General features: G+C 53.0%; 5 protein-coding genes and 2 pseudogenes. 4 read left to right on the top strand and 3 right to left on the bottom strand.

Annotated features, from left to right (window positions below; genetic code table 11):
- Window positions 1-106: 106 nt before the first annotated feature.
- A pseudogene (locus DS901_RS12315) lies at window positions 107-301 on the bottom strand (transposase); the annotation flags it as partial.
- A gap of 88 nt (window positions 302-389) precedes the next feature.
- Window positions 390-578, bottom strand: a pseudogene (locus tag DS901_RS19200) (hypothetical protein); the annotation flags it as partial.
- A gap of 327 nt (window positions 579-905) precedes the next feature.
- Between DS901_RS19200 and DS901_RS12305 the strand changes: the two are divergent.
- From DS901_RS12305 to DS901_RS12290, 4 genes are all read left to right on the top strand, one after another.
- Window positions 906-1,520: a DUF2026 family protein gene (locus DS901_RS12305; protein ID WP_181820857.1), complete on the top strand. Its 615-nt coding sequence runs from the start codon at window positions 906-908 to the stop codon at window positions 1,518-1,520.
- Window positions 1,521-1,698: 178 nt separating this feature from the next.
- Complete coding sequence (locus tag DS901_RS12300; protein ID WP_181820856.1) at window positions 1,699-4,884, top strand: hypothetical protein; 3,186 nt, start codon at window positions 1,699-1,701, stop codon at window positions 4,882-4,884.
- The gene (locus DS901_RS12295; protein WP_220150237.1) at window positions 4,877-10,297 is read left to right on the top strand and encodes a DEAD/DEAH box helicase; all 5,421 of its coding nucleotides are present in this window, start codon (window positions 4,877-4,879) and stop codon (window positions 10,295-10,297) included. Before DS901_RS12300 ends, DS901_RS12295 begins: the two co-directional genes overlap by 8 nt.
- Window positions 10,294-12,261, top strand: a complete 1,968-nt coding sequence (locus DS901_RS12290) for an AAA family ATPase (RefSeq protein WP_113777226.1) — start codon at window positions 10,294-10,296, stop codon at window positions 12,259-12,261. The genes DS901_RS12295 and DS901_RS12290 overlap by 4 nt, the downstream gene beginning before the upstream one ends.
- A gap of 130 nt (window positions 12,262-12,391) precedes the next feature.
- Here DS901_RS12290 and DS901_RS12285 read toward each other — a convergent pair whose 3' ends face one another.
- The gene (locus tag DS901_RS12285; RefSeq protein ID WP_113777225.1) at window positions 12,392-13,594 is read right to left on the bottom strand and encodes an MvaI/BcnI family restriction endonuclease; all 1,203 of its coding nucleotides are present in this window, start codon (window positions 13,592-13,594) and stop codon (window positions 12,392-12,394) included.
- Window position 13,595 lies beyond the last annotated feature (1 nt).

Genomic DNA, 13,595 nt, shown 5'->3' with positions numbered 1-13,595 from the left:
TGCATCCAACAAGGGTTACTTTGCACAACTATTGGGAGAAATGAAGGCTATTCAAGGGCTTCCATGGGAGGAATTGGGAAGATAAGAGAGTTTCACGCCGCTATTACTTCAACCAGCTGTAATAAAGGCTCTCGACGATGCCCTCGCCGCGGCAAAGCACTGAAATGCTTTCTTCGCCTCGCAGCCCCTCCAAAACAATGCGGATCTTTTCCTCCCCAGAATAGGTCTGGCGCATCTTGCGGCGGATGCTCTTGACAAGCTTGTCAGCCGCGTCCCTAGAAGTCTCAGGTTTCTTCATCATCTCGATCTCCTAATCGATAAGATGAACTAGAAATCCCCCGGTGATCAAATCCTCAATTATGCCCCACGAGTGCTGACGTCAGACAGTCATCGGATCCTGTCGCGGTTTTCTGCCACTTGGGAACCGTCTTCGGGTTGATACCCAGCTCCCGGCTCAGCTCCGCAATTGAAGTTTGCGATTGCTTTATTGCAGTTCTGACGGCGAACGTGGTGGTGGCGGTCCTATGACGAACTTGCCCCCAATGCTTCCTTCCATTCCTGAGAAAGGATCGCACCATCAAACCATCAAACCATCGGACCAAACAGCTAAGAAGAAACTGTCAGGATACTGATTTATCCTGTTGTTGGTGAGTATGTCCATCTAAGCTACGAGATGCTAGGCCTGCCAGTCACGACTGCGACTATCGACTTGGGTGCGGAATGGATTGAGATTCAAAACGAATTATTGAATTTGGTGATCCACAATTCATTCGACGTAATTTAAAATAGCGAAGTTGGACCTCAATCCAACACTGCGGCTCGGATGTTCTGGCAGGTGTTGCTCCTGCAACTGATGAGTGGAATTTCGAATGAGCTTGTTAAGCAGGCTATGTAGGAGTGTCTTCATGTTAGTGAAGCTGAAAGATTATGAACGAATACACCGTATCATTTCGTCTGTCGTAAGCCATCACGGTAACGATCCTGCCCATTCATGCATGTGGTTCAGTTTCTTTGGTGCACACATCCTTCGCAGTCATTATAAAGTCGCCGCAACGGTCCGGTGCGGTCTTGCTGCCTTCTATGTCTGTGATAAGAATGAAATCCTTTTTTTTGGCGAGATGACAGACGATGGTGGTACTGGTGCCCTTGATAAATTTCACTGCTGGATTGAAGCCGATGGTTGGGTGATCGATTTCATGGCGCCCGCATTTCCCAATCTAATGGGCCCAAGTTTGCAAATAAATCCTAAGATGTTCCAGCAACGTCAGTCAGACATGGTGGTGAACTTCAAAGACCTGCGGCATCCTGGGGACTATTTTCTCGCCCCCACAGACCATCTTACCGAGGCACGCCTAAAGCATTTAGTTGAGGAGCCCATTTATGACGACCTGGTGGAGATCTGTACGCAGTGGTTTGCAAAGAGCCCAAGAAAGATGCGATCTAAGATTGAGATGACAATAAACAGTGGCAAGAAGGTAGCTCTAAATTTATCGGGGCCGTCGGTCAGAGGTAGATGGTGACAAATAACATATTGCCTCCCGAACGTTACTGTCCTGAATGTCTGGTCGCTTAAATAAAGAGTTCGCTCAATTTTCAAAGAATGAAGGTTCTTACCCGGTTCTTTTTCGAACAGAGCCATATTTCCCTTTTCTCTTTCGCTAATTGACCAGCACCATTTCAAATGAACTTACACGACTAGTGTGGTATTGGTGGCATACCCGTGGTTTGTTTGTGAAGACGGTTTACAATGCTCTGGGTCGAGCCTTAGGGTTGTCTAGGTGGGGAATTTTCTCGCTTAAAAATTGCGGAATTGTGGGCCAAACCTTTTTAAAAAGTGCAAGTATGCGAGACCAAGAATATCAGGCCGTAAATGAGGCTTTAAACGATTATTTCTTTCGGGGCCGTTTTGAGATGCTGCCTGTTTACCTCGACCTTGAAGGAGAGGCCGAAGCAGAAGTGGCAGCTGCTCTGGACATCGACCAAGATGAACTCGGCGATTTCATTGGATTATGTGCGGCGCGCTCGCTCCGATTTGATAAGGCAGACCCTTACGTGGATCAGACAACCTGGTTGCGTAACTGGAGTACCGCGGGTCGACACGAGGAGCCGCCTTTCACGGCCTTGCTTTGCGCGCTCTCGATTGCCGCAGAACGGATGGGTGCGGACGAAAACTTTTCTCCGAACAACTACTCGGAGAGACAGTTTGAACTGCTCGGTGTCAGGGATCCGGGGGCCCAACAAAAGCTTAGGCAATATGCTAAGTCCACGCGTCAGTTCTGGCGGGCTTTGAACATGTGGCTCTCAGAAAGAGATTTTCAACTTGGTCGGCCAACCGCAAGGGCGGTCATCGGTCATTGGAAGTACGCCAGCTTTGGACTTTCGCAAGCCCTCGTTCGCGATGCTGATCGGAGCCGATTTGCCGGTCTTTTTGAGAAGTATGACCTTGTTCAGGGGGAGCCGGTACCCGACGCGGAAATGGCGCTTCTTGTGCATGATTGGATGACCTCTCATGGTCCATCAGGCCCAACCATTTGGTTACGAAAGCTTTGGAAATCTAACGATCTTCGGCCGAGGGTTGTTTCAGCGGCCCTTGACGCATTCGAAGCATGGGAAAGGACAACCTGGGTTTCCAACCAACGACTTCGCAATCGGCGCTTGCAATGGCAGATTGGCTTTACTGATTTTCCGAGAAAGCGGGCGCGACTTTCATTGACGGTTTTGCGTGGCGGGCAGGCAGAAAGACTTGAAAAAACGGTCGTTTCAAGAGCGGTCCAAGACGAGCTCTTTCTCGAAGCAGGCTTGAATCATGGGCAGCACTTTCTTGGCCCGATTAGCGCGATCAATCTGGATATGCTCCTGCTTCAGTCACGATCGTTCAAAGGATCAGAGAGCGGCACAAATTACGCATACATCGCCAAACCGATTATTCCTTTAGCACGATCACCCGACGGTACAACCTATAGCGAGGTTTCCAGAGTCAGTCTTTTTGAAGAACACGCAATTCTCTGTCATGAGGTCTGGCTTGAACGAGTCGAAGGGCATCTCTTGAAATGCGCAAGATCTGGATACGTTGTCCAAAGAGCCAAAGATATGCCGGGCATTCCAGAGGGGTGGTGCGTTTTGCGCGGAGTGGAAATCGTTCGATTCCTAGAAAGCGCTCACGACAATTTTCATGCACTGAGTCCAATTGCAAGTACCGCGGCCATTGCCTGTGTCGAGGGTTTGAAACTTGGACACGGGACCTGGCATGCAGCCGCGCCGCCGATGATCGAGGCAACCTCTGAGAGACCTGACTCGAAACTAGAAATCATCCGCGAACGGTTTGGCGAAAAGGACGAGGTGCTCGTCTCGGTCGACGCGATCGGTGACGTCATGGAGGCCGATCTTGCAAAAACGAACATAACGGCAGGTATGAACTTGCGTGCTTTGGTCAAAAGCAAGAGTTCTGAACTGACCGAAACCTCGCTGTCGTTGCGCTCAGCAAGCATGCCCCGCCCGCTTGGAACAAAGAGGATTTATCATCCGATTGTTGAGAATAGGTTTGCGAGCGAGACACAGCAAACACACGGGAAAAATGTTACGGGGTTAGAAGGGTGCCTTCTAATAGGACAAGCGAAGAGTGGACATCTAGATCCCGACGTTGGTCATGCGCGATTGGAAGTAGAAGTTCCGGAGGGAAGCCCCGAGGTTATGCCTGATCTTGACTGGTGCCATTCGCATGATGCTGCAGAAATTGTGCGTGAAAGCTGCGTTATTCGTGGACACCATCACTGGGTTTACGAGCCATTCGAAAAAGATGACGATCGATTTGACGCTAAGATGGCCGAATGTCGAAACTGCCGTGTACGCGCTCTGTCTCGCACACGTGAGGTCGCGAAGGGCAATGCCAAAAAAATGGCGAACAATGAGGTGGTCATTCCGAGCCGCCGCTCGATGGCACCGGCCATTGCTCTCCCCGGGAACGATGAGTCGGCGCTTGTGGGGGTTTCGCCAGATACGATCTTTGACGGTCTTTGCTATCTTGGGCAAGGGTCATGGGCATCATTCCAACGACTTGCCAGCTCGGCATCGCCGGAGCCTTGGTTTGCACATTCCCTCGCGGGAGATCTTTTTTCTCTTGGTCATTTGGAAGCGTCTGGGAATTATCAATCCTTGGCGGCAGATTGGTCCGTCCCGCCCCCAGTGTTGGTTGTCGGTGGGGATGGGAGCGGGTATCTGGCGGGCTTTCAATCAGCTGGTCTCCTTGAGGCATTGAACGAGGCACTTTCAGAAGACGGTGCGCAGTCTGAGCCAGTCACGATGGCAGGCCATCTAACCCTTCAAAGGTGGTCGGGGTTAACCGGTCTCGATCTCGAGGCAAGTCTTGTAGGTATCAAAGACCCTCATGGACGACCAGTAAGCGTTGCACGGGGCGTGAGTGCGGCAATTGCTGGATGTCTGCCTCTGCTGGACGTGGTTTGGGCCAATGCTATTCCGATGCATATCGAGCAATCAGACGGCTTGGCTAAGTTTGACACTTCGCGGGCGCGTTGGACGAGGGTTGACCGGTTGGATGGACGTGGGGCCTACCGTGTTGGCGTGCACGGAATACGCTATGTGTATCGAGACGCACAAGGAACGACCCGCCAGGTTGGCCATCAAATTGCGAAGATCCTTGCTGCCCGAGATGAAGGACGTCGGCTTCATAGGTTTGATCCTGCGACGGGTCAATTCACGGCGGCGCTCGGTGTCGAACCCCCAGGGCTTTTTGCGCGGGCAATTGTTTCCTCCAGCGGGATGCTCCCAACAAGGGAAGGGGGCCGTCTCGTTTATGCGAATGTGGAGCCACAGGTTGCAGCAACGGTAATGAACAAGATGTATATGAAGGACGAGAGCAATGGGTAATGCAACACCGGGAGAGGTTCTCGATTATATTCAGGAAGCCTACCACAAGTATTATGACAGCGCCTTCTGGTTGCGTGATGAGTATCTCATGCGTGAACGTCGTGATTTGCTGGACGAGCCGGGTTTAACTGCGCAAGAGATCCTTCTCGAAGCAGTGCTCGCCTATCCTTCTGAAGTGCCTGTTGATCAAGCTTGCGCGGCCGCAGGCTTGCCAAAAGAGGTTGCAAAACATCTGGGGCATGTCGTGTTTGGGGCTGATTTTTACCTTCGAAAGCATCAAGCGCAGTCCTTAAAAACCTCACTTGCGTCCAATGATGCAACAAAACGCAATGTCGTCGTAACCTCCGGTACTGGTTCCGGAAAGACGGAGAGTTTTCTCGTTCCCATAATTGCTCGCCTTCTTAAGGAACGCATTAATGGCGTTGGCAGTGGCGGGCTGCACAACTGGTGGGACGAGAACTGGGGCAGCGCCAATACTTGGCAAAGCAGCCGCTCACTCATTGAGAACGCTCCGCAGCCAGCCCTTCGTGCGCTTTTGCTATATCCAACTAACGCTTTGGTCGAAGATCAGGTCTCGCGCTTGAGGCGCGCGGCAACACGGGCAAAAGAGATTCACGGGGCACCGATGTTCTACTTCGGGCGATATACCGGTGCGACGCCAGGAGGCACATATTACCCAGAAGGTCACTTGGATGCTAAAGGAAGGCGGATTGTTCGGGACGCGGCCAGAGACATCAAACAAATCGTATCAGAGGCTGCACGACTAGCCGACCGTGACGAAGAAATTCGCGGTCAGTTCCAAGACCCTTCTTGTGGGGAAATGTTGACCCGTTGGGATATGATCGATGCACCACCTGATATCCTGATTACCAACGTGTCGATGCTCAATGTCATGCTGATGCGAGAGCATGAAGCGCGACTATTTGAGCAAACGCGGGATTGGCTTGCTGCCTCAGAGGACAATCATTTCTCACTCGTGGTGGATGAATTGCACGGCTACCGGGGCACTGCTGGAACAGAAGTTTCGCTCGTAATTCGCAACCTTCTCATGCGTCTGGGTCTTGAGCCCGGCTCACCGCAACTGCGGTGTTTGGGAACAAGTGCTTCTCTCGATGGCGAGGAAGGCAAGGAATACCTTGAGCAGTTCTTTGGTGTCGCACGAGACACGTTTGAGGTATTTCCCGGTGAGCCACGCATCCCTATGGCCAGTTTGCCAGTCGATGGTTCAGTGATTGAGCCGATCGCGCAACAAGCGATTGATGGTGACATTGAAGCACTCGACCAGATCATTGGGTCTATTTCTCCGCGCGAAGCGCTTGGTGCGGCGTGTCGTGTGGCGGGCAGGCGCGAAGATGACGGCGCGATCGTTCCCGCGCGTTTGGGCGCGATCAAGCACGCTTTGCTGGGCAGAGAAGGAAGCGATCTGGTGTTCAATGCGGTGATGCATGCAGCAGGATATCAAAAGAAATCACCCTCAGCCAAAGAGCCGTATCCTTCGTTTAGGTCTCACATGTTCTTGCGTCAGATACAGGGTATGTGGGCTTGCTCCAATCCAGAATGTGATCATGTGGAAGAGGCTTATCGCGACCCAGACCGTCAAATCGGAAAAATTTTCAAGCACCCTGCGATCAAATGTGGGTGCGGCGGGCAGGTTCTCGAGTTGCTTTACTGTTACGATTGCGGAGAAGTCTACCTCGGTGGATATGTGACTCCGCGGGTTGATGGGGCAGAGACTGGGCAGGTTTTCTTAGAGTCCGGACCTACAGATCTTTCAAGTAATGTTCCGGGGCTCGTGAATGAGCGACCGCACACGAAGTTTCGGTGGTACTGGCCAGGCAAGCAGGTCCCTGCGGATGTTTCATCGAGTTGGAGCCACAGTGATCCTAGCACAAAAAAGCAAAAGACATTTGGATACGCGTCAGCCAATTACGATCCGCTCTACGGGCTTTTGGAAAAAGCGCAGCATGGAGATACGCCAACTGGTACGATGTTTAGCTGTCCAAACGACGTCAACGCCCCGGCACTGCCTGAGAAATGCCCTGCTTGCGAATCCAAAAAGAGCCAGCATCGGGTTCTTAAAGCCTTCTTCGCCGGCAGCAGGGTCAACAGCCCTATCCGCGGACTTCGAACGGGTTTGAATGTCACCACTCAAGTGATCGCCGATCGTGCATCTACCAAACTGGGCACGCCGGAACGCACGGCACAAATGATCGCCTTTACGGACAGTCGTGACGATGCAGCTGATGTTGCTGCAGGACTTGAGCTGAACCATTTCCGCTCGCTTTTGCGCCAACACGTGTTCCGCGCGCTCAAACCCGGTGCCAGTTTCTCGATTAAACAGGCCCAAGAGGTTGCTGCGAAACTACAAAAAAAGGAGACTCTGAGCGCTGATGAGAAGGAGGTCGGCTCGGTAATCATGGCTCAGGGGGCCGAATTGCAGACTGCCTTGTTGATGCAATCCATGTCCATGTCGAACCCAGAACAAGATGGCTTGGTTGAAGTATTTGAACGGGACGTTGTGAGCGCCAAAGGAATTTCCTGGAGCGTGCTTGTTTCTGGTGTCATGAACGATCTCTTGGCACTGGGTGAGAACCCATCGGGGACTGATGCCTCCAAGCAAAAAGTCGCGAATGAATCTTGGTGGCGCTATTTCGATCAAACGCGGCCAAGCACTGTCGCTCGCCTTGAGCCGAACGTTGAATCTGAAGGTCGCCAGCAGGTGCGAGAAACGCTTTCATCGCTGATCGCCGCCGCGCTTTTTGATGCTGGAGGACGAGACCTAGAAACACTTGGGCTCGCATTTGCCTGCCCTCTTGGGGACCACTCGACGAAGTTGGGAATGTCCGAAATCCAAGCGAGAGACCTACTGGCAAATGTCGTGCGCCTTCTTGGGCAAGCCCGGCTCTACCAAGGCGGCGGAAGCAGCCAATCGTCGACCAACATGCCTACTGGGGTGCGCCGATATGTGGAGAAGGTTGCTCCAAGCCTAAATCGAGATGCAGCAGATCTCGGGGAAATCGTTGGCGTTTTGTTGCGGGACGAGGGCATTATTAACGAAAACTGGGTCATTCAGGTCGGCCGCTACTCAAGTTTGAAACTGGAACTGGTGTCTATTCAGGATGGTCTTCATCGTTGCAAAAAGTGTTCCCGGGTGTCGGCCAACGTAGCGCTTAAGGCTTGCACATCTGTGAACTGCTCTACAACTGGGTTTGATCCGATCTCCGAACCGGAGGATGATTACTATCGCTGGCTGTCAGAAGAGCCAGCCCATCGGCTCAACGTGGAAGAGCTCACGGGGCAAACAAAACCACTTTCTGAACAGCGACGTCGGCAACGGCTTTTCAAAAAAGCCTTTCTGGAGGACGAGCTGGAATCTGTGCATGGCATCGATACTCTAAGCGTGACAACGACGATGGAGGTGGGTGTCGACATTGGCTCGCTTGAGCTTGTCATGATGGCGAACATGCCGCCACAAAGGTTCAACTACCAACAAAGGGTCGGTCGGGCCGGGCGCATGGGGCAGAGCTTTTCCTATGCGCTCACGATATGTCGCGGCGGATCGCATGATGACTTTTATTACACTAATCCTGAAAGGATTACGGGGGATACCCCACCGCAGCCTTACCTCGATCTCTCAAGACCCGAGATCGTGATGCGGGTTGCTGCCGCTGAGTGCCTGAGGCGCGCCTTTGCCAGCCTTGATGAACCGCCCGTGGGCTCAAAAAGTACTCATGGAGCATTCGGCAAAGCCGCCGAATGGGACACGGTGTACAAACCTGATATTGCGGCATGGCTGGCGACGGATCCCGGAGTTTCCTTGGTCGTTGCATCGCTGTGCTACCTGGCACCATTGGCTGACGGCGAGCCGAACCGAATCATGAATTATTGTCGCAGCCAACTTGCAGATCAGGTTTCTGGAGTAGTCGCAGATGGTCGATACATTCAAGTTGAGTTAAGTGAGCGCCTTGCGACCGCAGGCGTGTTGCCGATGTTTGGTTTCCCGACACAGAGCCGTAACCTCTTCAAGTTCAAGAAGGATGGAAAACTTGAAGATATGGTGCTGAGCGATCGGGCACTTGATCACGCAATCTGGGCATTTTCGCCGGGATCAGAAATCCCGAAAGATAAGCAGATCCATACGGCATGTGGATTTGAGTTGCTCCGCGAGATTCGCGGTCGTGTCGAAAGTGATCCTGATCCGCTGGGACCGAGCTTAACGTTCTCCAAATGCAGCGACCCCGATTGCGCCCATATCATGCAAGGCGTGCAGGAAACTTGCGAGGTCTGCACGCAGTTCGCTATGCAATTCGATCTTTACCAACCAAAAGGCTTCATCACGTCTCCGGGACAGCCGCGCGACTATGACGGTCAACGCCAACGCGGCCCGACTCTTTCTCCCCCGGTTCTTGCATTTAAGCCCGATTACGCAAGTGGGTTCGCTCTCGGCCCGGCCCGAGTTGCCCTCGCCTCTGACGAACCGATTGCGCTCGTCAATGACAATGGCGGCGAGTTTTTTAAGTTTAGGCGTAAGTACAACAGGATGATTGTGAATGACGAGCACCTCTACCGCGATCATCAACCCTATCCTGAGCTTGAGGGTGATCCTGAATGCGAAGGCGCAATAGGCGCGGTATTCAAGACCGACATCATGACGATGCTTCTCGAGAAGCTTCCTGAGGTTGGTTACAATGGCGCGCTCGACATTGAAGGTCAAAAAGCGGCTGGCCCAGCGATAACGTCCTTTGGCGAATTTCTAAAGGTTGCGGCCGCGCGTGAGCTCGATGTCGACCCAGCCGAGCTCAGGGTTGGGACACAGAATTGGCGCTTAGATCGTTGCGTGACGCGGCAGCTCTATGTTGCCGATGCGTTGGAAAATGGCGCAGGCTACAGCAGGCACATCTGTGATCCCACACGGCTGCGTGACTTGATCAAGACCCATTACGAGGATGTGAAGAAAAACTGGCACGACCCTGCCCACGCGGATTGCGACCGGTCATGTCCTGATTGTTTGCGCAACTACAACAATAGGTTCCTACATGCCTCGCTCGACTGGCGACTGGCGCTCGATGTGGCAGAACTGGTACTGGGAGAACCTCTTGGTGTGTCGCGCTGGCTTGGCAATGCCAAACATATCGGCACGCGCTTTGCAGATCTTTGCAACCAGTATGACGGGAAAGTACATGTCGAAGAAGCGGATGGGTTGGTCGCTATAACCCGCGGGAGTAGCCTATCGCTCGTCTTGTCCCATCCACTTTGGCACATGCGCGAGGGTCTGGCGCAAGACGCGCAGCGAAACGCGAAACTCGTTTTGCAAGCCAATCATGGCTCTGCGTTAAAGGTTGAGTTCGTGGATATCCGGGATCTGGCGCACCACCCTCAGACTTACATCGTGAAGATGCTGGACGCACAATGATCATAATCACTGGTGCAGAGGGATCGAGCGAGTACCAAGCCGCACTGCTTGTGCGTAATGCTCTGGAGGCAACTTGGCCTGGGATCACGGAAACCTCTCAGGAATTGGACGATATCCGGATAGCAGTCAGCACGAAGCTTTCGGGCTATCAGGTTCAGGACATTGACATCGTGATGGTCGGGCGTCTCACCAAGCCTCGAATGTTTAGACCTATGCGGGTTCTGAGGGGAAAATCGGGGGATAAGCTTAACGCGCGACCTGTCGTTGTCGAGAGTTTTGTGGTCGCGATTGAGGTCAAGGATCATGATGATCGCGGCGTTCGCATTTTGGATGATCAAGTAGAGGTCAAATATTCGCGTGGAGGGCCCGTGCAATGGAAAAGTGCAACTGACCAAAACATCAAACAAATGCATGCGCTGAAGGCCTATTTGTCTGACATGCATATCGATGTGTTCGCGCGCCGTTGCATGGTATTTCCGAGCCTTGGATCGATTTCAGCCCCAACTGCTGTCTCGGGAAGGTTTAGCGGGCATCAGCTAATGAGTGCGATCGCGTCTTCATCACAGCTCATGGAACGCCGGGGGCAGGGGGTGCTGGCTGCTGGCGATAAGGACGCAATCGAAAAGGCACTGGTTGCACCGATTTTTAAACAGGTGATTCCCACGCGTTTGGATCGCGAACGCATGGATCGCTTGGCTGCGAAAAACCCTGCCATAGACGGCATCCTGGAAACACTCGGAGATGGTACTGTATTTCTACGTGGCTTTGCTGGTACAGGCAAAACGGTCTTGCTACTCCAGTCAGCTTGGAAGCTATTTCGTACCGAAGGCAAGCGGACGCTCGTCTTGACCTACAACCATGCCCTTGCAGCAGATATGCGCCGTCTGATGTCGCTGGCCAATATTCCGTCTTCGGTAGAGGCGGGCGGCATCCGTGTCGGTACAGTGATGTCGTTTCTCTACACTTGGTTTTCGAAGCTTGGAATTCTTGGTGATGGCCCGCTTGCGTTCGAAGACTATCCGGAGCTTTGCGCGGAGGCACTGGAGATCATAGACGGCGGCGCTGTAACGCGCGCAGAAATCGACGAAATTATTTACAGTGATCCTGACTTTTTTGATTTCGACCATGTTTTCGTCGACGAGGGGCAGGATTGGCCAAGTGGTGAAACCGCGCTACTGAAAGCCTTGTATGATCCTACTTGTCTTTGCGTTGCCGACGGCGTTGATCAACTTATTCGCGGAGCGCAAGCGAGTTGGCGCACAGGATTGGCACGTGACAAGCGGAGCACATTATCGCTTGCGAAATGTCTCCGTCTCAAGCGCAATCTGTCGCTGTTCGTGTCCGAGATTGCGCGAGAAACAGGAAGCGCCTGGGACGTCGAACCCAACCCCTCTGCTGGAGGGGGCCGGATCATCGTTCTTTGTAAACCTTACACGAGTAGTCAGGATATTCATGGATCGTTGATTGCAGACCTCAAGTCTGATGGCAACGATTGCGTCGACATGCTGTTTTGTGTGCCACCGGAGGGCGTGGTCGAGAGCGACGGCCGCCGTGCGAGTCGAATTGGGCAAGAATTGGGGGCTAGGGGCCAAGCGAGCTGGGACGGCGTCGACCCCTTGGCAAGATCAGACTTTCCGCGCAGCACAGCACAAGTAAGGATTGTGCAATACGCGTCTTGTCGGGGTCTTGAGGGTTGGACGGTTGTCCTCGATGAGTTTGATTGTTTTCTAAAGGAAGTCTTTGAGGGCAAGCTGGCGAAGGGCCTTGATCCCGACGAAGAAGAGGGATTCGTAGACTTGGAAAAGGCAGCGCTTGGCGAGGCATGGCGGTGGGGCCTTATCGCGCTGACGCGCCCGATTGATACACTTGTGATTCAGCTGTCGGATCCCAAGGGACGGTTTGGTGCACAAGTCCTTGAAGCGGCGAGAAAGTTTCCTGACTTTGTGGACATCGTGGAGAGCTAAGGTTTCGCACCGGTATTGCTAAACGTAAAATTAAGTTTGATGCCCAGCGCTCAATTATTCGTGCCATGTTCACGTCGAGCAGGGGACAGTTTTGCCCGTACTGGAAAACAAGGATAGGGGCGGCGACCCGTCACGCGAGGGCATAGGTCTTGCTCGGTGGGAACAAGAGCTCAAGCGAAGGGCTGTTTATCTTGAACAATGGCCCCTTCTCTGACACGCGCCCCTTGGCGTTGCGCTTGATTAGGTGGTCCATCGTGATCTCGCCTTGCTCGACCAATATATCGAATTGCGAGGCAATTGGCTTGCGGGTGTGTATCACGTCCCTGAATCTGAAATGATCGTGGCCGCTGACGTCCCTTACGTCCGCGCCAATCCAGAATGTCTCGTTGTGTTTCTTTAGCAAGGCATCCCTAAGGTCTGCCATGTACCATGAGGCAAACGCACCAATTTCGCGTTGATCTGACAACTCGTTCAAGGTTCCAGCCTTCTCATCGAGAGCGAAGGAGAGACCCTGGGAGTTGCGAGTTCTCGTGCTGGTCGTACAATAGAGCTTGAAGTCAGCCTCTCGCCAGTACCCGAAATTATCTAGGATTTCGCGACTGCTTTTGAACTTGCTGATGTCCCAGTTTGGTACCTGCGCGAAGAGGGTTTTCCGGTTTTCCCGTGATCCCTTGCGACGGCGGTACGACTTGAGCTCGATACCCTTGTAGTCTGGTTCCTTGGCCGAGTTCATGGCAATGCCGAGAGCCGTTTCCAACGTGCGTCCGATAGCCGTGTCGGCCCGTGCATCCATGACGGATGCAACAAGGCCGTTTCGAGAAATTGCACGGAGCTTTTCCAGCAGCTCGTCCGCGAGCTCTGTAGCCTCGCTACCAATTTCGGTCAGCAGCTCCCACAACGCGCCAGAACGCTGGACGTCGAGAACGTGATCGATATTAACTTTGGTTAGGTTAAGCACGGCTAGGCGGCCCTCGTGAACCATGATTGCCATTATGTCATCGGGATCGGCGTAGGCCGGTAACTTGGTGAACCAGATGCGTGGATCGCCGGACTTCGTCCTTGGTCGATACAGCGAGGCTGTCGAACGTGTTGATCCATGCTCGTTCAACAGGACGGCCTCCAGCTTGACGCCGTGTTCCGAAGCCCCTTGGCCCTGAAACTCGTAGTCGTGCAGGTCGTGATCTTTTAGAAAGTTGCGGACTGGGGCGGTTGCATCAAGGATAGCCTTTTCAAGGCCGGTTTTAGTAGGCTGGATCAGGGTGATTTCGACAGATTCCGCCGTGAGCCGCTTGATCCGGCTTCTCTCGATTTCTGTAAGCGTTCTAAGTGGCATG

The sequence above is a fragment of the Loktanella sp. D2R18 genome (assembly GCF_003318235.1).
In the GTDB taxonomy this organism is placed as follows: Bacteria; Pseudomonadota; Alphaproteobacteria; order Rhodobacterales; family Rhodobacteraceae; genus Yoonia.
This window is presented reverse-complemented; position numbering and strand designations above follow the sequence as displayed.